This is a genomic window from Lapillicoccus sp., from assembly GCF_025353065.1.
Lineage (GTDB): Bacteria > Actinomycetota > Actinomycetes > Actinomycetales > Dermatophilaceae > Lapillicoccus.
Window position 1 is genome coordinate 24,569 of sequence record NZ_JANXRJ010000032.1, and the last position, 20,456, is coordinate 45,024.

General features: G+C 71.6%; 17 protein-coding genes. 11 read left to right on the forward strand and 6 right to left on the reverse strand.

The window, feature by feature from the left end; genetic code table 11:
* The first annotated feature begins 179 nt into the window (after window positions 1-179).
* From Q0R63_RS02850 to Q0R63_RS02885, 8 genes are all read left to right on the forward strand, one after another.
* Window positions 180-1,730 carry an NAD(P)/FAD-dependent oxidoreductase gene (locus tag Q0R63_RS02850; RefSeq protein WP_295693692.1) on the forward strand — a complete coding sequence of 517 codons (1,551 nt, stop codon included), beginning with the start codon at window positions 180-182 and terminating at the stop codon, window positions 1,728-1,730.
* A 145-nt stretch (window positions 1,731-1,875) separates the two neighbouring features.
* A complete protein-coding gene (locus Q0R63_RS02855; protein ID WP_295693695.1) occupies window positions 1,876-3,216 on the forward strand; it encodes a glutamine synthetase family protein in 1,341 nt (446 codons plus the stop codon).
* 1 nt (window position 3,217) lies between these two features.
* On the forward strand, window positions 3,218-6,265 hold the full coding sequence (locus tag Q0R63_RS02860; RefSeq protein ID WP_295693698.1) for a bifunctional [glutamine synthetase] adenylyltransferase/[glutamine synthetase]-adenylyl-L-tyrosine phosphorylase: 3,048 nt from the start codon (window positions 3,218-3,220) through the stop codon (window positions 6,263-6,265).
* 20 nt (window positions 6,266-6,285) lie between these two features.
* Entirely contained in the window at window positions 6,286-7,539 is a 1,254-nt protein-coding gene (locus tag Q0R63_RS02865) for an MFS transporter (RefSeq protein WP_295693702.1), read from the forward strand.
* Between the two features lie 244 nt (window positions 7,540-7,783).
* Entirely contained in the window at window positions 7,784-8,359 is a 576-nt protein-coding gene (locus Q0R63_RS02870; protein WP_295693706.1) for a TerD family protein, read from the forward strand.
* A 37-nt stretch (window positions 8,360-8,396) separates the two neighbouring features.
* Entirely contained in the window at window positions 8,397-9,515 is a 1,119-nt protein-coding gene (locus tag Q0R63_RS02875; RefSeq protein WP_295693709.1) for a DUF475 domain-containing protein, read from the forward strand.
* 33 nt (window positions 9,516-9,548) lie between these two features.
* The gene (locus Q0R63_RS02880) at window positions 9,549-10,259 is read left to right on the forward strand and encodes a hypothetical protein (RefSeq protein WP_295693711.1); all 711 of its coding nucleotides are present in this window, start codon (window positions 9,549-9,551) and stop codon (window positions 10,257-10,259) included.
* A gap of 95 nt (window positions 10,260-10,354) precedes the next feature.
* Window positions 10,355-10,930 carry a TerD family protein gene (locus tag Q0R63_RS02885; RefSeq protein ID WP_295693713.1) on the forward strand — a complete coding sequence of 192 codons (576 nt, stop codon included), beginning with the start codon at window positions 10,355-10,357 and terminating at the stop codon, window positions 10,928-10,930.
* A gap of 49 nt (window positions 10,931-10,979) precedes the next feature.
* Here Q0R63_RS02885 and Q0R63_RS02890 read toward each other — a convergent pair whose 3' ends face one another.
* From Q0R63_RS02890 to Q0R63_RS02910, 5 genes are all read right to left on the reverse strand, one after another.
* Entirely contained in the window at window positions 10,980-11,939 is a 960-nt protein-coding gene (locus Q0R63_RS02890) for a hypothetical protein (protein ID WP_295693715.1), read from the reverse strand.
* The gene (locus Q0R63_RS02895; protein WP_295693717.1) at window positions 11,936-12,499 is read right to left on the reverse strand and encodes a TerD family protein; all 564 of its coding nucleotides are present in this window, start codon (window positions 12,497-12,499) and stop codon (window positions 11,936-11,938) included. The genes Q0R63_RS02890 and Q0R63_RS02895 overlap by 4 nt, the downstream gene beginning before the upstream one ends.
* Window positions 12,499-12,996: a hypothetical protein gene (locus Q0R63_RS02900; protein ID WP_295693719.1), complete on the reverse strand. Its 498-nt coding sequence runs from the start codon at window positions 12,994-12,996 to the stop codon at window positions 12,499-12,501. The genes Q0R63_RS02895 and Q0R63_RS02900 overlap by 1 nt, the downstream gene beginning before the upstream one ends.
* Window positions 12,996-14,120, reverse strand: coding sequence for a toxic anion resistance protein (locus tag Q0R63_RS02905; protein ID WP_295693722.1), 1,125 nt, complete (start codon window positions 14,118-14,120; stop codon window positions 12,996-12,998). Before Q0R63_RS02905 ends, Q0R63_RS02900 begins: the two co-directional genes overlap by 1 nt.
* A 94-nt stretch (window positions 14,121-14,214) precedes the next feature.
* Window positions 14,215-15,258 (reverse strand): ATP-grasp domain-containing protein, encoded by a 1,044-nt coding sequence (locus Q0R63_RS02910; RefSeq protein WP_295693725.1) that lies wholly within the window; start codon window positions 15,256-15,258, stop codon window positions 14,215-14,217.
* Window positions 15,259-15,454: 196 nt separating this feature from the next.
* Here Q0R63_RS02910 and Q0R63_RS02915 point away from each other — a divergent pair, with 196 nt between their 5' ends.
* From Q0R63_RS02915 to Q0R63_RS02925, 3 genes are read left to right on the forward strand one after another with little or no spacing between them, the layout of a single operon-like run.
* The gene (locus Q0R63_RS02915; protein ID WP_295693767.1) at window positions 15,455-16,918 is read left to right on the forward strand and encodes a phosphoribosyltransferase family protein; all 1,464 of its coding nucleotides are present in this window, start codon (window positions 15,455-15,457) and stop codon (window positions 16,916-16,918) included.
* Window positions 16,919-16,931: 13 nt separating this feature from the next.
* Window positions 16,932-18,065, forward strand: coding sequence for a cysteine protease StiP family protein (locus Q0R63_RS02920; RefSeq protein ID WP_295693728.1), 1,134 nt, complete (start codon window positions 16,932-16,934; stop codon window positions 18,063-18,065).
* Window positions 18,062-18,907, forward strand: coding sequence for an HAD family hydrolase (locus Q0R63_RS02925; protein WP_295693730.1), 846 nt, complete (start codon window positions 18,062-18,064; stop codon window positions 18,905-18,907). Before Q0R63_RS02920 ends, Q0R63_RS02925 begins: the two co-directional genes overlap by 4 nt.
* 272 nt (window positions 18,908-19,179) lie before the next feature.
* On the opposite strand, the gene Q0R63_RS02930 is transcribed toward Q0R63_RS02925, so the two are convergent.
* Window positions 19,180-20,448 carry an alpha-hydroxy acid oxidase gene (locus tag Q0R63_RS02930; RefSeq protein WP_295693732.1) on the reverse strand — a complete coding sequence of 423 codons (1,269 nt, stop codon included), beginning with the start codon at window positions 20,446-20,448 and terminating at the stop codon, window positions 19,180-19,182.
* Window positions 20,449-20,456: the final 8 nt, after the last annotated feature.

Sequence of the window (20,456 nt, forward strand, 5' to 3'; positions counted from 1 at the left end):
ACTGCCCGAATACGAGCCGGAAAGGTGTTTCCTCCCCTTTCGATCGGTCAGCAACCTGAGCGTTGGGGAAGGTAAAGACTGGGTAAAGTCTGTAGGGAAGGCCCGGTCCCGGCTGCTCGAGAGGTCGGTGACAGACGGCCCCGGGGGTCCCGTCAGAACGCCGGGATAGGGTCCCCGACGTGACGAGCTACGACCACATCGTCGTCGGTGCGGGGCACAACGGCCTCACGGCCGCGGCCTACCTCGCGCGGGCCGGACGCCGGGTGCTCGTCCTCGAACGGCAGGGCCACGTGGGTGGCGCGGCCGTCTCGGCGCAGGCCTTCGACGGCATCGACGCGCGGCTGTCGCGCTACTCCTACCTCGTCTCGCTCCTCCCCCGGCAGATCATCGAGGACCTCGATCTCGACGTCCGCCTCGTGCGCCGGCGCTACTCCTCCTACACGCCGCTCCCGTCCGACCCGTCCCGGGGGCTGCTCGTCGACACGGGCGACGCCGCGGCCACCCGCGCATCCTTCCGCGCAGTGACCGGGAGCGACCACGACTTCGACGCGTGGCAGCGGTTCTACTCCCGGATCGCGGCCATCGCCGATCGGGTGTGGCCGACGCTGCTCGAGCCGCTGCGCGCGGCCGAGGCGATGCGCGAGCTGGCCGGGGACGACGACCTCTGGGACGCCGTGACGACGCGCCCCCTCGGGGCGCTGCTGCGGGAGACCTTCGACGACGACCTGGTGCGCGGCGTGGTCGCGACCGACGGGTTGATCGGCACCTTCGCCGACCTCGACGACCCGACACTCGCCGCCAACGTCTGCTTCCTCTACCACCTCATCGGCGGCGGCACCGGTGACTGGGACGTGCCCGTCGGGGGGATGGGCGCGGTGTCGGGGGCCCTCGCGCGGGCGGCCACCCAAGCCGGCGCGACCATCGTCACGGGGGCCTCGGTGCGCGCCGTCACGGCCGACGGAGAGGTCGTGTGGGAGGTCGACGGCCGCGAGCACCACTCTCGGGCAACGGTGCTCGCCGCCGTCGCTCCGGCCGTGCTCGAGCGGTTGCTGGTGGCCGGCGGAGCTGAGCCGCTCACCGCCGGGCCCGCGCCCGAAGGCTCACAGCTCAAGGTCAACATGCTCCTGCGCCGGTTGCCCCGGCTCGCCGATCCCGACGTCGACCCCGTCGCCGCCTTCTCGGGCACCTTCCACGTCCACGAGGGGTATGCCGCGCTCCAGGCCGGGTATGCCGCCGCAGCCGCCGGGCGAGTCGTCGATCCCGCCCCCTGCGAGATCTACTGCCACACCCTCTCCGACCGCTCGATCCTCGGCCCCGACCTCGCGGCCGGCGACGCGCAGACGCTGACCCTGTTCGGCCTCCACGTCCCGGCCCGGCTGTTCAGCGCCGACAACGACGCCCGCCGCGAGGAGGCCTTGCGCGTCGCGATGTCGGCCCTCGACTCCGTCCTCGGCGAGCCGCTCGGGCCGCTGCTCCTCCGGGATGCGTCCGGTCGACCCTGCATCGAGGCCCGGACGCCCCTCGACCTCGAGGCCGACCTCGGGCTGCCCGGCGGCAACATCTTCCACCGGGGCCTGCAGTGGCCGTGGGCCGAGACCCCGTCGGAGGTCGGCACGTGGGGGGTGGAGACGCCCCACCCCGCCGTCCTGATCGCCGCGGCCGGCGCCCGACGCGGCGGCGGCGTCTCCGGCATACCGGGTCACAACGCGGCGCGCGCCGTCCTCGGCTGACGGAGGCACGGGCCCACCGGCGCGCAGCGACGACCCTTGGTCGGACGGCGTCGTCCGGGTGTGCGGGGGATCCCGCGCCGCAGTGACCAACGGTCGTCGTTGCGTCGCGCGCACCGATGGCCGCGGCATACGGCAAGATCGTGGCATGGATCGTCAGCAAGAGTTCGTCCTGCGCACCATCGAGGAGCGGGACATCCGGTTCGTCAGGTTGTGGTTCACCGACGTGCTCGGGACCCTCAAGTCCGTGGCCGTCGCGCCCGCCGAGCTCGAGGGCGCCTTCGCCGAGGGCATCGGCTTCGACGGCTCCTCGATCGAGGGCCTGTCCCGGGTCTACGAGGCCGACATGCTCCTGCGGCCCGACCCGGCGACCTTCCAGATCCTTCCGTGGCGGGGCGAGAACCCCGGCACCGCGCGGATGTTCTGCGACCTGCTCATGCCTGACGGGTCCCCGAGCGTCGCCGACCCGCGGCACGTCCTGCAGCGGGCGCTGACCAAGGCCGCCGAGCTCGGATTCACCTTCTACACCCACCCCGAGATCGAGTTCTTCCTCCTCAAGGAGCCCTACAGCCCGGGCGGCCGTGCGCCGGTGCCGGTCGACGAGGCGGGCTACTTCGACCACGTCCCCCACGGCACGGGGCACGACTTCCGGCGCGCGGCGATCACGATGCTCGAGAGCATGGGCATCTCGGTGGAGTTCAGCCACCACGTGGGCGCGCCGGGCCAGAACGAGATCGACCTGCGCTACGCCGATGCCCTGTCGATGGCCGACAACATCATGACCTTCCGCACGGTCATCAAGGAGGTCGCGCTCGAGCAGGGGATCTACGCGACCTTCATGCCGAAGCCCTTCAGCCAGTATCCCGGGTCGGGCATGCACACCCACCTCAGCCTCTTCGAGGGCGACACCAACGCCTTCCACGAGGCCGGTGCGCCCTACCAGCTGAGCACCGTCGGCCGGCAGTTCATCGCCGGGCTGCTGCGGCACGGCGCCGAGACCGCGGCAGTGACCAACCAGTGGGTCAACTCCTACAAGCGGCTGTGGGGCGGGGGAGAGGCGCCGGCCCACCTCACCTGGGGCCACAACAACCGGAGCGCGCTCGTGCGCGTCCCGATGTACAAGCCCACCAAGGGCCAGTCGAGCCGGATCGAGGTCCGCTCGATCGACGCAGCCTGCAACCCCTACCTCACCTTCGCGGTCCTGCTGACCGCCGGCCTCAAGGGGATCGAGGGGGAGTACGAGCTGCCGCTCGAGACCGAGGACGACGCGTGGGGGCTGACCGACTCCGAGCGGCGGGCCATGGGCATCCAGCCGCTGCCGAGCTCCCTCGGTCGGGCGCTGGAGATGATGGAGAAGAGCGACCTCGTGGCCGAGACGCTGGGGGAGCACGTCTTCGACTTCTTCCTGCGCAACAAGCGCGACGAGTGGGAGGACTACCGGCGTCAGGTGACGCAGTTCGAGCTCGACCGCTACCTTCCGCGGCTCTGACTTGTCGCGCGCCGGCACCGTCTCGGGTCAGTTCGCCCGACTGGGGTTCGCGGATCCCGACCGGGCGAGCCGGCTGCTGGGTGACCCGGCCCTCGTCGGGCTCGTCGACCCGCTCGAGGGCACCTTCCACGACGGCCTGCCCGAGGCGTTGAGTCGTGCGGCCGACCCGGACCTCGCGCTCCTCGGGCTCGTCCGGGTGCTCGAGACGCTGAAGGCGCGCAGGCCCTCGACGCCCGGCCACCCCGGCGCGCCGGACGTCGAGGAGCGAGACCTGGTGGCCAGCCTGAGCCGGCGCGGGCCGGCGCGCGACCGGCTCGTCGCGGTCCTCGGCGGATCCACGGCCCTCGTCGACCACCTCGCCTGTCACCCCGAGCACTGGCGATGTGTCGCCGAGGCCACCGCGCCCACCGCCGAGGGCCTGCGCGCCGAGCTCGTCGCCGCGGTGCGGCGAGGAGCGCGCGGGGAGCACTCGGCATACGACGCCCTGCGGATCGCCTACCGCCGCGAGCTGCTGTCGGTGACCGCGCTCGACCTCACCTCGCCCGACCCGGTCGCCTACCTCCCCGTCGCTGCCGAGCAGCTCGCCTGGCTCGCGGAGGCCGCCCTCGAGGCCGGTCTGGCGATCGCTCGCGAGGAGTTCGGTTCCGGTCACGAGGACTGCCGCCTCGCCGTCATCGGCATGGGCAAGACCGGTGGGGGAGAGCTCAACTACGTCTCCGACGTCGACGTCATCTTCGTGGCCGAACCGGCCGAGGGAGTGAGCGAGGAGCGCGCGCTGCACGTCGGGTCGGCCCTCGCGGTGGGCCTGATGAAGGCCTGCTCGACCTCGACCGCCGAGGGCTGCCTGTGGCCGGTCGACGCCAACCTGCGGCCGGAGGGGAAGAACGGTCCGCTCGTGCGCACGATCGCGAGCCACCGTGCCTACTACGAGCGCTGGGCGAAGACGTGGGAGTTCCAGGCGCTCCTCAAGGCCTGGGTCTCGGCCGGCGACTTCGACCTGGGGCGGGCCTACAAGGACGCCATCAGCCCCTTCGTGTGGGATGCCGCCGGACGCGACCACTTCGTCGAGGACGTCCAGGCGATGCGCCGCCGCGTCGAGCAGCACGTGCCGGCCGCGGAGGCGAAGCGTCAGCTCAAGCTCGGGCCGGGCGGCCTGCGGGACGTCGAGTTCGCCATCCAGCTGCTCCAGCTCGTCCACGGCCGCGCCGATCCCTCCCTGCGCTCGGCCACCACCCTCGAGGCCCTGGCGGCGCTGGCCAAGGGCGGCTACGTCGGGCGCGACGACGCCGCCACCCTCGACGAGGCGTACCGCCTGCTGCGCACCCTCGAGCACCGCATCCAGCTCCACCGGTTGCGCCGCACCCACCTGATGCCGACGAGCGAGCCGGATCTGCGCCGGCTCGGGCGGTCCATCGGTCTGCGGACCGCGCCGGCCAACGCGGTCGTCGAGCTGTGGCAGTCGCGGGCTCGCGAGGTGCGCCGCATCCACGAGCGGCTCTTCTACCGCCCGCTGCTCAACGCTGCGGCGCGCCTCACCTCCGCCGACACCTCGCTGAGTGCCGAGCAGGCGCGAGCACGCCTGCAGGCGTTGGGTTTTCGCGATGCGGCCGGTGCGATGAGGCACCTTCAGTCACTCACCACGGGAGTGTCCCGGCGAGCCGCCATCCAGCGCACCCTGCTCCCGGTCATGCTCGGGTGGTTCGCCGACGAAGCCGATCCGGACGCCGGCCTGCTGGCCTTCCGCCGGGTCAGCGAGGAGCTCGGCACGATCCACTGGTACCTCAAGATGCTCCGCGACGAGGGCTCGGCGGCCGAACGGCTCGCCCGGGTGCTCGGCCGCAGCCGGTATGCCGCGGACCTCCTGGTCCGCTCGCCCGAGTCGGTCTCGATCCTCGGGGACGACCGCGGGCTGGTCCCGCGCACCCAGGAGCAGCTGGCGGTGATCATGCGGAGCGCCGCCGGCCGCAAGAGCGAGCCGGCCGCCGCGGTGACCGCCATCCGGTCGATCCGCCGCCACGAGCTGCTGCGGATCTCCTTCGCCGACCTGACGGGCCAGCTCCCCCTCGCCGGGGTCGGCAGGGCGCTGGCCGACCTCGCCGGCGCCGTCCTGCACGCCGCCCTCGAGGTGGCGGTCCGGCGGGTCGAGGAGCTGGAAGAGGTCGCGGCGGGCGCCCTCGGCACCGACCTGGCCGTGATCGGGATGGGCAGCCTCGGGGGGCAGGAGATGGGTTACGCCTCCGACGCCGACGTCCTCTTCGTCCACCGGCCACGGAAGGGCGCGACGGGCACGACCGACGAGGTCGCCCAGCGCCGCGCGCTGCTCGTCGTCCAGGAGCTGCGTCGCCTGCTCGGTGCCTCCGGGCCCGATCCCCAGCTCGGGATCGACGCCGACCTGCGGCCCGAGGGCAAGGGCGGGCCGCTCGTCCGCAGTCTCGTCTCCTACGCCGCCTACTACGAGCGGTGGGCGCTGACCTGGGAGTTCCAGGCCCTGCTGCGGGCCCGACCCGTGGCCGGCGACCCCGGACTCGGCGCCGACTTCGTCGCGCTCATCGCCCCGCTGCGCTGGCCCCCGGGGGGACTGAGCTCCACGCAGGTGCGCGACATCCGGCTGATGAAGGCACGGGTCGAGTCCGAGCGGCTGCCGCGGGGCGCCGACCGTCGTAGCCACCTCAAGCTCGGGCTCGGGGGCATCACCGACGTCGAGTGGACCGTGCAGCTCGTCCAGCTCTGCCATGCCCACGACGTGCCGGGACTCCGGGTCACGAGCACGATGGCGGCGCTGCGGGTGGCCCAGGACACGGGCCTCATCGACGGTCCCTCGGCGCACGACCTCCGGGCCGCCTGGCAGCTGGCGATCTCCCTGCGCAATGCCTCGGTCCTCTGGCGCGGCCGCCCGGTCGACTGCGTCCCGAGCGACCTGCGCGACGCCGACGGCGTGGGCCGGATCATCGGTCGCGCACCCGGCGACGGCCCGGCTCTCGAGGAGGACTACCTCCGGGTCAGCCGGCGCAGCCGAGCCGCGACGGATCTCCACTTCTACGGCGCCTGACCCTTCGCTACATTTCACGGATGACGGACGAGGTGACCTCCCCCAGGGTGATGCCGTCGTTCGGTGAGGTCTTCCGGGTGGAGGGCTTCACGCCCCTCTACGTCGTCGGCGCCCTGTCGGTCTGGGGCGACTACATCGCCCGACTCGCCATCGCCGCGGTGGTCTTCACCCGCACGGACTCCGCGCTCGCGACCGCTGTCACGCTGGCCGTCAGCTTCATCCCGACCATCATCGGGCGCAGCCTCCTCGGCCCGCTCATCGACGTCCTGCCCTACCGCACCGTGCTCATCGCGGCCCTCGTCGCCCGGTCCCTCTGCGTCCTCGGCCTGCTGTGGGGGGTCCAGGCCGACAGCCCGATCCTCCTGCTGCTCGCGATCCTCTTCCTCCTCGAGCTGCTCGGCGGTCCGCACGGAGCGGCCGCGCAGGTGATGTGGCTCGACCTCATCCCCGACCGTCGGCTCTACCTCAAGGCGATGGGGCTCGGGTCGCTCAGCGAGCAGGTCAACCAGGCCGCCGGGCTCGCCGTGGGTGGCCTTCTGCTCGGCCTCGTGGGGGCCCGCCTGGGGCTGCTGATCGATGCGGTGACCTTCCTCGCGTCCGCCGTCGCCGTCGCGCTGGTCGTCCGGGAGCGGCCGGTCGGTCGCGAGCGCACCGAGGGGACGGTCTCCGGGATCTTCCACGACCTCCGCGTCGGCGGCCGGCTCATCAGGGCGGACCGCGTGCTCCTGCGGCTGCTCACCCTCAGCTCGGTCGCGGCACTCGCCATCGCCGTCCCGGAGGCCGTCGCGATCCCGTATGCCGGTGACGGTCGCCTCGGGGGGTTCCTCATGGCTGCCCCGATCGCCGGGGCGGCGGTGGGCGTGGTCATCGTCGGGCGGTGGGCGCCCGACGTCGGTAACGCCCGCATCATCACGATGGCGCTCCTGATGCCTATCCCGTTGCTGCTGTGCGCTTTCCAGCCGTCGCTGCCGGTGACGTGGGCGCTGTGGTTCACCAGTGGCCTCCTCCAGTCCTTCATGCTGCTGCTCCAGTCGACCTTCACGCTCCTCACCCCCCGCGCGCGGCGCGGCACCATGCTCGGGCTCGCGGCAGCGGTGTCGGTCGGGTCCGACGGCGTCGCCTACCTCCTCGCCGGGTGGCTCACCGAGCAGACCACCGCGTATGCCGCGGTGGCCATCTGCGCCGTCGTCTGCCTCGGCGCCGTCATCCTGTTGCGTGCGACGTGGCCGCGCGACGAGCTCGACGACGCCGTCAGGACGGCATACGAGTCCTGAGTCTCGGGTCGCGTTCGTCCCCCGTCGGGAACTGCCGCGCAGCCCCGCCCGTTCCTCGGATGGTGGCCCTTTCCTGGGACGGTCCGGTGATGTTCCGGGGAGAACCCTGATAGCGAACGGTTCGTCCAGGCGGTCCGGACCGGGCCGTCCGATACGATCCAGATCCCTTCCCGGGTCGGGAGCGGGTGCATGACCGGGTGGTCGCAACAGCGGCTCCCACAGCTCTACGCAGGAGGAGACATCGATGTCGGTCAGTCTGACCAAGGGTGGGAACGTCAGTCTCACCAAGATCGCTCCAAGCATGACCGCGGTATCCGTGGGGCTCGGCTGGGACACGCGGACCACGACGGGGACGGACTTCGACCTCGACGCCAGTGCGCTGCTCTGCGACGCCAGTGGCAAGGCGGTCGACGACGCCCACTTCGTCTTCTTCAACAACCTGAAGTCCCCTGACGGTTCGGTCGAGCACATGGGTGACAACCTCACCGGTGAGGGCGAGGGCGACGACGAGGTGATCAAGGTCCACATCGCGCAGGTCCCGGCGACGATCGAGAAGATCGTCTTCCCTGTGTCCATCTACGAGGGGCAGGCCCGTGGGCAGTCCTTCGGACAGGTGATGAACGCGTTCATCCGGGTCGTCGACCAGAGCAACGGGACCGAGATGGCCCGCTACGACCTCAGCGAGGACGCGTCGACCGAGACGGCGATGGTGTTCGGCGAGCTCTACCGGAACAGCGGGGAATGGAAGTTCCGTGCGGTCGGCCAGGGCTACGCCGCCGGCCTCGCCGGCATCGCGAGGGACTACGGCATCAACGTCTGATGGCACCGACCCCACCCCGTTCGACAAGCAGCCGCAGGTGATCCTCAGGATCTTCGGGTGGTCCTTCGGGGTCACCGTCGTCGCCTTCGCCGGCGCCTTCATCCTCGGTGGGCCCACCGCGCTGGCGCTCGTCGCGATCCTGTCGGTGCTGGAGATCTCCCTCAGCTTCGACAACGCGGTGGTCAACGCCACCATCCTCGAGCGGATGAACCCGTTCTGGCAGCGGATTTTCCTCACCGTCGGCATCCTCATCGCCGTCTTCGGGATGCGGCTGCTCTTCCCGCTGCTCATCGTCGGGGTCACGGCCTCCCTCAACCCCGTCGAAGCGGTCAGGCTCGCCCTCGACGGCGGCGCCGTGAGCCAGCCGGGCACCTACGCCAACCTGCTGCAGGCGGCGCACCCGTCGATCGCGGCGTTCGGCGGGATGTTCCTGTTCATGCTCTTCCTCGACTACATCTTCGAGGACCGCGAGATCACCTGGCTGACCTGGCTGGAGCGGCCGTTGGCCCGGCTCGGCAAGCTCGACCAGCTCTCCGTCGTCGTGGGCCTCGCGGTGCTCGTCATCACGGCTCAGTTCCTGGCCAAGGACCCCGGAGCCGTGATGATCGCGGGCACCCTGGGAGCCGTCACCTACCTGCTCGTCAACGGCCTCGGATCGTTCTTCGAGGGCGTGGGTGAGCAGGAGGAGGACACGGCTGAGGGGGGCACCGAAGGCAGCGGCGGGCCGACGAGGTTGGCCAAGGTGTCCGGGCGGGCCGCCTTCTTCCTCTTCCTCTATCTCGAGGTGCTCGACGCGTCGTTCTCCTTCGACGGCGTCATCGGCGCGTTCGCGATCACCCAGGACATCTTCATCATCGCCGTCGGGCTCGGGGTGGGCGCCATGTACATCCGCTCGCTCACCGTCTACCTCATCCGCAAGGGCACGCTCTACGACTACGTCTACCTCGAGCACGGTGCGCACTGGGCGATCGGTGCGCTCGCCGTGATCCTCTTCATCAGCATCAAGACCGAGATCCCGGAGGTCGTCACCGGGCTGATCGGGGTCGGCTTCATCGGCGCTGCCTTCCTGTCCTCCCTGGCGCGCAACCGTCGAGGTCCGGACGCCAACCAGCCGGGTCAGCCGGACCACGCCAAGGCCGTCCACGCCTCCGGCTGACCTGCGGCAACTCCACCTACGAGGAAGGCCATCATGCCCATCGACTACACGAGGCCTTCGGCTCCTGCGGCTCCGGCAGCGCCGGTCGCGGCTCCGGCTGCTGCTCCTGCTGCTCCGGCTCCGGCTGCTCCGGTCAGCCTGACCAAGTCCGCGCCCACCGTCTCGCTGACCAAGCGCGGACAGTCGGCCGGCCGGTTGCGCGTCAACCTCAACTGGAACGCCCGACAGCAACCGGCGGCCGGGGGTGGCTTCCTCAAGCGGCTCTCCGCCGCAGGGGCCCGCGCCATCGACCTCGATCTCGGGTGCCTCTACGAGCTCGCGGACGGGTCGAAGGGTGCCGTCCAGGCGGTCGGCGGCTCGTTCCAGAACCGGGAGCCCGGACCGCCCGTCGTCTGGTTGGACGGCGATGACCGGTCCGGCACCAACAGCGCGGGGGAGAACCTCTTCGTCGACCTCGGTCAGCTGGCGCGGATCAAGCGGATCCTCGTCTTCGCCTTCATCTACGAGGGTGTGCCGAACTGGGCCGCTGCGGACGCGGTGGTGACCCTCGTCCCGGCGCAGGGCGCGACGATCGAGGTCCGCCTCGACGAGTCGAAGGCCGGCGCGGGTATGTGCGCCATCGCGGTGCTCGAGAACCGCGGAGGAGAGCTGCTGGTCAACCGGGAGGTGCAGTTCTTCCCCGGCCACTCCGCCCTCGACCAGGCCTTCGGCTGGGGGATGAGGTGGAAGGCCGGACACAAGTAGCCTCGAGGGGCTGGGCCGGCGCAGCGCGGCATACCGCAGCGCATCGGGTCGTTCCGTGGTGTGCCGCAAGACCGAGCTGAGCTAAGGAGATCACGATGAGCGTGAACATGAGCAAGGGCGAGCGGGTCTCGCTGGTCAAGTCGAGCGGACAGGGGCTCACGCAGGTCCGGATGGGTCTCGGTTGGGACGCCATGAAGAAGAAGGGGTTCTTCGGCTCGCGGTCCCAGTCGATCGACCTCGACGCCTCCTGCCTCCTCTTCGACGGCGGCGGCAAGCTCGTCGACCAGGTCTGGTTCCAGCAGCTGCAGAGCAAGGACGGGTCGGTGCTCCACACCGGCGACAACCGCACGGGTGCCGGGGACGGTGACGACGAGTCGATCAGGGTCGATCTCTCCCGGGTCCCCCCGCAGGTGCAGTCGCTCGTCTTCACGGTCAACTCCTTCACCGGGCAGGACTTCTCGCAGATCGAGAACGCGTTCTGCCGGATCATCGACGAGTCCACCGAGACCGAGAGCGCGCGCTACGAGCTGACCGGTTCGGGCACGCACAACGCGCAGGTGATGGCCAAGGTCACCCGGGACGGCGCGGGCTGGGCGATGACCGCGATCGGCGCCGCCGCGACGGGCCGCACCTTCGTGGACCTCCTGCCGGTGATCGCCCCGCTCCTCTGACCCGACCGCATATGCGTGTCGTCACCCGGGCGATCGAGAGGGGGACGACTCAGGTCAATGGCGTGTTGTCGTCGACCCAGGTGATCCGGTCGTAGCCGAAGGCGAGGGCGGCCGCCCGGATGGACCCGGGCACGAGGAGGTTCTCGTTGCGCAGGACGAGCTCCCCCGCCACGTTGTAGACCGTGAGCGCGACGAGCACCCCGCGCGACCTCGGTCGGTCGAGGGGGATCTGGATGCGTGAGCGGCCGAAGGTCTCGATCGTCGCTGTCCCGCCCCACGTCAGCGGCTCGTGGCTCTCGGAGTAGAGGTAGACCGCCATCCGTCGCAGCTCGCGCACCTGGACCAGGTCCACGGTGAGCGTCTCGAAGCGCTCCCTGCCGGCCCGGATGACGGGACGACCACCGGTGTGAGGAGCGGTGGGGAGACTGCCGGCCCTCTGGACGAGGGAGGTCGTGCCGTCGCGCAGCTCGTAGGCGCAGCCGATGCGGACGTCGCCCACGGTGTCGGCGCAGGCGGCCTGCACGCTCAGGGCGCCCACGCCGGACTGGACCCGGGTGAGGGTGACCGTCGGCGACGGCCCGGTCAGCAGGCTCGTCGTCCCGCTCACCACCCGCAGCACCGGTGGTCGGTTGACGAGGGTCGCTTCCCCGGGGGCAGGTGCTGACGCCGCTGCCGGACGCCCCGCCGCCGGCAGCGGCGGGAGGTCGAGGGACGAGCCGGCCGAGATGGTGGGCAGGTCGAGGGAGGAGCCCGCTGGTGGGGCCGCCGGAGCGCCCAGGTCGAGCGAGGTGCTCGCCGCCGGTGTCGGCGGCGCGGACAGGTCGAGCGAGGAGCCCGCCGGGGGAGCCAGGGGATCGGGTGGTGTGACGACCGCAGGGGCAGTGGGGGCAGTGGGGGCAGTGGGGGCGGTGGGGGCGGTGGGGGCGGCCGGCGCAGCCCGGAGGGTCCGATGCCGCAGCCACGGCAGGTCCGTCCGCGCCGGGGCCGTCGCCGGGTCGTGGTGGATCACAGCGACAGGCCGAAGTCCGTGGCCATCGCGCGGAGGCCACCGGCATACCCCTGCCCGATGACCTTGAACTTCCAGCCGCCCTCGTGGCGGTAGAGCTCGCCGAGGACGAGACCGGTCTCGGTCGACAGCCCCGGGGCGAGGTTCTCCGAGCGGACCAGCTCGGCGTTGCCCCGCAGGTCGAGGACCCGGATGCTGGCCTCACGCAGCTGCCCCAGCGACCGGTGGGCGACGACGCCCTCGTTGACGTAGGCGACGACGACGACGCGCACCACCTCCGGTGGCACCAGGGCGAGGTCGACCTCGATCTGCTCCGTGTCGTGCCCGACGGCGGTGTGGAGCCGGGTCACGGACAGGTCCGGAGGGCTCAGCTGGTTGAAGAACACGAAGTGCTCGTCCGACAGCGCACGGCTGTGCGCATCGCAGAGGATCGTGGCCACGACGAGGTTGTCGGTGAGCACTCGCTCGGCAGAGCTGAGCAGCACCCCGACCACGACCCCGGTCAGGCTGGGGATCTCGCGGGTCAGGGCGACGTTGGCACCGCGCTTCAGGGGGGCCGCCATCACAGGTCCAGGTCGGATCGCGAGAACTTGGTCTCCAGGAAGCTTCCCTGGGTCATCAGCGCATTGGCGTCCTGCTCCCGAGCCGCCAGCAGCGTTGCGGACGCTGATGTCTGGAGGATGTCGATCTGCTGGAGCAGCGAGTCGGTGGGGCTGAGCCCGGAGCCGCTGCGGACCTCGCGGCGTTCGGGGTCCACCGCTAGATATGACTGGAGGGTGGTGGGCAGGTAGTCGTCGAGGGTGCTCCGCACGGCGATGACGGCATACACGTCCAGGGGTCGCACGGTGGAGGTGTCGACGATCTCGCCGAGGGTGTCGGTGAGTCGTCGGGACCGCACGACGGCCTCGACCGGCAGGTGCCCGGCCCGGGCGTTGATGACAGCCACGACATCGGAGAGGGAGGTATGCAGCGCCGGCGGGGTGTCGCCGCCCGGTGCGCCGGTGGGGGCCGGCCGGGAGCGGTCGCTGCGGTCCGGGACGGCTCTGCGGAACCAGGCCATCATCCGACCCTGCCGTTCCCGGTCGCCGGCGGAACCTTCGGCGAATGACCCTCCAGCGCGCCGCGGGTGCTCTCCAGGGCGGCCCGCGCCCCGTCCTGGAAGGAGGCCAGGTCGTCGATGCTGGTGAACACGTCGTCGAACGCCTGCTGAAGGGTGGCGACGTCGGCAGCCGACCCGGCGGTCGACTGCACGAAGGCGGTCGCCGCGGCGTCCAGACCGACGATCTGCTCCAGGACCAGGTCCTGCTGACGCAGGGCACGGCTGACGCTCATGGCCGTGCGGAGGGCGACGATCGTCGTGCGCTGGGCCCGGTCCACGCCCCGGATCAGGTCGAGGTTGGTGCGTCGGACGAGGTCGAGGGCCAGGAAGCCGTGCAGGGTGACGGCCTGCTGGGTGAGGAGGTCCTGACGTCGTTGCCGCAGCGCGGTCACGGCCTCGGCACGCACGGTGGTGGCGTCCTCGACCCGCCCCGCCCCCTCGAGGGCGACCACCGCCGCGGCGAGGCGGTCGTCGAGGGCCGAGGCCAGCTCGTGATACTCCGAGAGCCGGGTCAGGGTCGCCCACATCGTGGCCTTCTCGGCGTCGATGGCGGCGTTGTCGCGGCGCAGGTCGTCCTGCCCGGCGGCCAGCGCGGTGATGACCGTGTTGAGCTCCGCCTGGGACGACCGGTAGCGGCCGAAGTAGTCGCCCATGGCGTCCGAGCCCGAGCCGGCGAACCGCGCCAGCACCTTCCGCACCCCGGACATTTGGGCTCGCGAGGGCTCGAGGTGCCGGACGATCTCGCGGAGCCGCGCGAGCGTCGTCGCCACCCTCGTCTGGGCGTCGCTCCCTGCTCCTGCGGTGCCCGTCGCCGGGCGGATGATGACCCGGCTCGACTGCGCGGCCGCGGCCCGCACGTCCTGCTCGCCCATCGACGTCAGGGAGGCGACCTTGTGCGCGAACGCCGGCGACCGAGCCTCCAGCGACATCAGCTCGGCGACGAAGGTCGCCGCCCGGTCACGAAGTCGTTGGCGGGCGTCGGGGGTGAGATCGACGGCGCCGAGAGCCTGCTCATCGGTGACGACCTCCACGGCGGCCGGCGGGGTGAGGGTGAGATTGCGGGCGGCCGTCGGGACATCAGACATGCAGCGAGCCCTCCTTCCGCGTGGGTGTTCGGCCGACCGGCATCCGCAGGGCAGCCCACGACGTCAGGGACGGGGGTGCCAGTCGGTGTCGACATTACCGGGCGAGCCGGACCGGTGTGGAGACGGTGGTGAAGGCGACGCCGAGCACCGGTTCGGGGAGCACGACGGGGCGCCCCAGGGCGAGCTGGACAGCGGCCCAGGGGAGGTTGACTCCCGCCAGGGCGGTCTGGTGCAGTCCGCCGGAGATGCGGGCGTTGGTCTCGAGCAGGTAGGGACGTGGTGCGTCGTCGAGATCCGGATGTTGCCAGTAGCGGACCTGGGTGTTGGACAACGACGACAGCCGGTGTCGCGCGACGATCGTCCGTGCGACGTCGACGGCGCCGGGGTCGTCGACGAGGAGGCGTCGACGCGAGACCTTCGTGCGGGGGACGGCCGCGAGCAGGGTCCCGTCCTCGTCGCCCAGGCAGTCGACGGACACCTCTGGCCCGGGCAGGAAGGGCATGAGCATCAACGGTGGCACCTCCTGCCCCGAGGCCGCGTAGCCGTCCAGGCTGGCGGCCACCTCGCCGACGCGGGCCACGTCGGAGGGGAAGGTGAGGACCTCCTCCAGCGCGAGGGGCTCGGTCGTGAGGACCCGGAACCCCGCGCCCCCGACCCCCGTGACCGGCTTCAGGCAGACGGTCCCGAAGCGGGACAGCTCGGCGTGCGCCGACAGGAGCTCGGCCCCGGAACGGACGACGCGCCACGGTGGGACGGCCAGCCCGGCCGACACCGCGTCCTCGTAGGTGGCGGCCTTGTCCTCGAGGAACCGCGCTGCTGCTGCGGGCCCGGCGACCAGGGCCACCCCGGCCGCGGTGAAGCGCTCGCGAGCGGCGGCGACGACGTCGAGGTGGAGACGGGGCACGAACACCTCGACCGTATGCCGCCGGCAGACGTCCAGGGCCCATGCGACGTAGTCGTCACCCAGGACGTCGTCCTCGGGCTCGGGCTCCGTCACGTCGCAGGCGGTGAGGACGGGGGAGTCGGGATCGGAGTGCGTCCCGAGGACGTGGACCGGCGAGCCGTCGGGGTTCGAGCGCAGGAGCGCGATGGTGTGCATGGTCGTCGAGTACGTCCGGTTGAACCAGATGCGGAGCACGGGCGTCGTTCTGCCGTTCGGTCGTGGGACTGCTGCCGGAGACTATGGGGACTGCTGGGGACTGTGGGGCATTGGTGGGGCGAGGTTATCCCCATCGTCACCGGCATCCTCTGCGCTCGCCGGTCCGCATCCTCTAGCGTGGGCGCAGGACGGCCGATCCGGGCGGACCACGACCGGAAGGCACGGCACCTTGACGATGGCGGTGACGTGGAGCGGCCGGTGGGTCGCGGACGCCCTGACGGTGTCCCTGCGGACGCTCGACACCCCGATCGGGGTGGACCTCGACGCCCTGGTGGGACTGGCGCTGCGGCGCAACCCCCGTCGGGCGCACCTGCTGGTGTCGACCGTCCTCGGCAAGCACGTGCCCGCCGACCCCGACCTCGTCTACGGGTCCGGACGGCTGCTGGGGGTGCTCGTGGCCGCGGTGCTCCACGGCATACCGCGGCCCTACGACCTGACCGGGGGAGGCCTCGTGACAAGGGCGCTCGCGGGACAGCAGGGGGCGGCCCGCGCGCTGGTCGCGCACGTCGACGCGCGCCGCGACGCGACGGCAGCTGCCGGCCGACACCTCCCACCCGGCACCGTCGTGCTCGGATATGCCGAGACGGCAACCGCCGTCGGACAGGCCGTGGCCGACTCGCTCGAGGTCGACTACCTGCACTCGACCCGCCGACGGGTGGCCGACCTCGACCCCCTGTGCGTCTTCGAGGAGGAGCACAGCCACGCGACCAGCCACCTGCTCCTGCCCGAGGATCGCGAGATGTTCGCCGGGACAGGCCCGCTCGTCCTCGTCGACGACGAGCTCTCGACCGGCACGACCGTCCTCAACACGCTCGCGGCGCTGCACGTCGACACCCCGCGGACGCACTACGTCATCGCTGCGCTGGTGGACCTGCGCTCCGGCTCCGACGGCGAGCGGATGGCGCGCTTCGCCGAGCGGCTGGGCGTCCGCCTCGACGTCGTCTCCCTCGCCGCGGGGGAGATCGACCTGCCGGACGAGTTCCTCACCCGGGCCCTGCAGCTGGTGGACATCGTCGCGACGGCATCAGGACCGGCGGTTGCCGACCGTGTCGGAGCTGCGCCGGAGGAACCCGCGACCGAGCCTCCTCGGGTGGTGCACCTCGAGGACGCGTGGCCGGTCGGTCTCCGGGAGGGGGGGCGTCACGGGTTCACTCCCGCCGACCGCGCCGGTCTCGAGGTCGCCGTCGAGGCCGTCGCCGCGTCGTTGGCGCTGCCCTGCGCCCGTGACCTCCGGGTGCACGTGCTCGGTTTCGAGGAGCTCATGTATGCCCCGCTGCGGCTGGCCCAGGCGCTGGGCCGACACCTCGGTGACAGCGCCCGGGTGACCTTCTCCACCACCACCCGCTCGCCGACGCTGCCCGTCGACGAGGTGACCTACGCGATCCGGACCCGGCTCGAGTTCCCCTCTCACGACGACCCGCTCGACGGGCCGGGGACCCGGTATGCCTACAACGTGACCGCTCCTCCCACCGACCCGGCCGCGGCGTTCGACACCGTCGTGCTCGTCGTCGACTCGGTCGGCGACCGCCCCGAGCTGCACGCGCCGGGAGGGCTGCTGGACGTCCTGTCGGGGGCGGCCCGACAGGTGGTCCTCGTCGTCGTGCCGGCCTGCCGTCCGTTCCTCGTCGCGGCCCCGTGAGCGTCGCGGCCCCGTGAGCGCTCAGGGTCTGACGGGGCCGCAGTTCGGTTCCTACGCCCGCGACGAGGTGACCTGGCTCCTGACCGACCTGTCCGCGGTCGCGCTGGAGGCGCCCACCGGGGAGCGGGAGGCGGCGATCCAGTCGGGGCGATCCCACTACGCCGAGTCGTTGCCGATCGAGTACCAGCCGAGCGACGACTACCGCACCCTCTTCGCCGACGCCCTGCTTCGCTCCGCCGACCGCGTCGCCCACGCCGTCGGCCTCGTGACCGAGCTCGTCCTGGCCACGCGAGGTCCGGCGCCGGTGCTCGCCTCGCTGGCGCGGGCAGGCACTCCCGTCGGGATCCTCATGCAGCACTGGGCCCGGTATGCCGCGGGCGTCACCCTGCCGCACTACTCCCTCTCGATCGTGCGTGGGCGCGGGATCGACCGGGTCGCACTGTCCTACCTCGCCGACCGCTACGATTCGGCGACCGTCGTGTTCGTCGACGGCTGGACGGGCAAGGGGGCGATCACCCGAGAGCTCTCGGACTCGATCGCGAAGACCAACACCGTTCTGGGGAGCCAGTTCTCGCCTGAGCTGGCGGTCCTTGCCGACCCCGGACACTGCGTCCGGCACTTCGGCACGCGGGACGACTTCCTCGTCCCGTCGGCCTGCCTGAACTCCACCGTCTCGGGACTGGTCTCGCGGACCGTCCTCAACGACACGCTCATCGGACCCGGCGACTTCCACGGCGCGAAGTTCTACGCGGAGCTGGCCGACTCCGACGAGTCGCGCCGCTTCATCGATGCGGTGGTGGCGCGCTTCCCGGCGGTGCTCGATCGTGTGCGGACCGGGCTGGCAGCCCACCACGCATCGGACCGGACCCCGACGTGGAGCGGGTGGTCGGTCGTCGAGCAGCTCGGAGCCGAGTACGGCATCGAGGACCTCAACCTCGTCAAGCCCGGTGTCGGGGAGACGACGCGGGTACTCCTGCGTCGCGTCCCGTGGAAGGTCCTCGTCCGCCCGGACGCGTTGCCCGAGCTCGCCCACGTCGTCCTGCTCGCGAGGCAGCGGGGGGTCGAGGTCGTCGAGGTCGAGGACCTCGGCTTCAGCTGCATCGGCCTGATCGCGCCACAGTCGAGCAACGGGTCGGCGCGTCGTTGAGCCGGCACACCACCACCGGGGCCATCGTCTTCAGTGACCTCGACCGCACCCTCGTCTACTCTCCGTCGGCGCTGCTGCTCGAGGGAGCGGACGAGAGTGCACCCCGCCTGCTCTGCATCGAGGTGCACGACGGTCGGCCGCTGTCCTTCGTCACCGAGACGGCGGCGGCGGCCCTGGCCACGTTGGCGAGGAGCCGACGACTCGTCCCGGCGACCACTCGCACCGTCGAGCAGTATCGCCGCATCCACCTGCCAGGTCCGCCGCCGGCCTACGCGATCTGCGCGAACGGCGGCCGCCTCCTCGCGGACGGTGTCGAGGACGCCGACTGGTCCCGGGCCGTGGTCGATGCGTTGGCCACGACCTCGGCGCCGCTGCCCGAGATCCTTGAGCAGCTCGCGGGTCTCTGCACGCCGAGGGGTGAGGACCCCTTCGTGGACAAGGTCCGGCAGGCAGCCGACCTGTTCTGCTATGTCGTGGTGAAGCGGTCCCGGGTCCCGGCCGGCTGGATCGATGAGGTCACCGGCGTGGCGCGAGAACGTGGTTGGGAGGTGTCCCTCCAGGGGCGCAAGGTCTACCTCACCCCGGCTGGACTGGACAAGGCGCACGCCGCCGCTGAGGTGGTCGCGCGGCTGGGGGCGACGACGACGTCTGCCGCCGGCGACTCGCTCCTGGACGCGGCCCTGCTGGAGACGGCCGACGCCGCGATCGTGCCGCGTCACGGTGAGCTCATCGAGGTGGGCTGGTCGGCGCCCCGGGCCCAGGTGACCCGGCACGCCGGGGTCCTGGCGGGTGAGGAGATCGCCGCCTGGATGATGGAGCGTCTGGCGCCGGCACAGGTCTGACGACGGATGCGCTGTGGCACAGCGCTTCTGGGCACCCGCGACGATCTCCCACGGGTCGAAGGCGACCCGGATCGGATGTCGCGCTCATGGGAGGTCTCTCCCGGATCGGGGTCGACCTGCTGCCGGCCCCCTCCCTCGACCCCAGGCAGCGGCGTGGCCAGACCGCTAAGCCGATCCCACGGCATACGACTGGACCAGTCGCCCCCACCCCCCTTCACGTGTTGCGGTGAGATCCCGGCGAAACGGACGATCCACCCCCCTCATTCGCGGCGTCACCGCAACACGTGGGGGTCTGGGGTGGTGCTGCGAGCGATGGGGCCGAGGCGCTGGAGCTGGGTGACGTGGGCGGGTCGCAGCTCCTCGAGGGAGCACACGCCGAGGAGGCGCATGGTGCGCTCGATGTCGGTGCGCAGGATCTCGATCGTCCGGTCGACGCCGCGCCGGCCACCGGCCATCAGGCCGTAGAGGTAGGCGCGGCCGATCAGGGTGAAGCGGGCTCCGAGGGCGACGGCCGCGACGATGTCGGCGCCGGACATGATGCCGGTGTCCAGGTGCACCTCGAGGTCGGAGCCGACCTCGGCCACGACCTGCGGCAGCAGGTGGAAGGGGACGGGTGCGCGGTCCAGCTGCCGTCCGCCGTGGTTGGACAGCACGATCGCGTCGACCCCGGCACGGGCCAGCCGGCACGCGTCGTCGACGGACTGGACTCCCTTGACCACGAGCTTGCCCGGCCACTGGTCCCGGATCCAGCCGAGGTCCTCGTAGGTGACGGTCGGGTCGAACATCGTGTCGATCAGCTCCGCCACGGTCCCCGACGACGACGAGAGGGACGCGAAGGTCAGCGGCTCGGTGGTGAGGAAGTTGACCCACCAGGCGGGTCGCGGGATGGCGTCGAGGACGGTCCGCGCCGTCAGCTGCGGGGGGATGGTGAAGCCGTTTCGCCTGTCTCGCAGGCGTGCTCCCGCTACGGGGACGTCGACGGTGACGAGCAGCGTGTCGTAGCCCGCGGCGGCCGCCCGGTCGACCAGGGCCATCGAGCGTTCGCGTTCCTTCCACATGTAGAGCTGGAACCACGTGCGTCCCGCCGGTCCGGCGGCGGCCCGGACGGCCTCGATGGACGTCGTGCCCATCGTGGACAGGCAGAAGGGGATGCCGGCCGCCGCGGCGGCGGCCGCGCCGGCCGACTCGCCCTCGGTCTGCATCATCCGGGTGAACCCGGTGGGAGCGATGCCGAAGGGGAGCGCGACCCGCTGCCCGAGGACCTCCCACCCGGTGCCCACGCGGGAGACGTCGCGCAGGATCGCGGGGTGGAACTCGATGTCCTGGAACGCCTGTCGCGCTCGCGCCAACGAGATCTCCTGCTCCGCCGCGCCCTCGGTGTAGTCGAACGCCGCCCGCGGGGTGCGACGTCGGGCGATCACGCGCAGGTCCTCGATCGTCAACGCCGTGGCCAGCCGTCGCTCGGTCGGGTCGAGGATCGGTTTCTTGAACTGCAGCAGGGGGCGGAGGTCGCGGGCGCGGGGCAGCTGACGGGTCACCATGGAGTGGG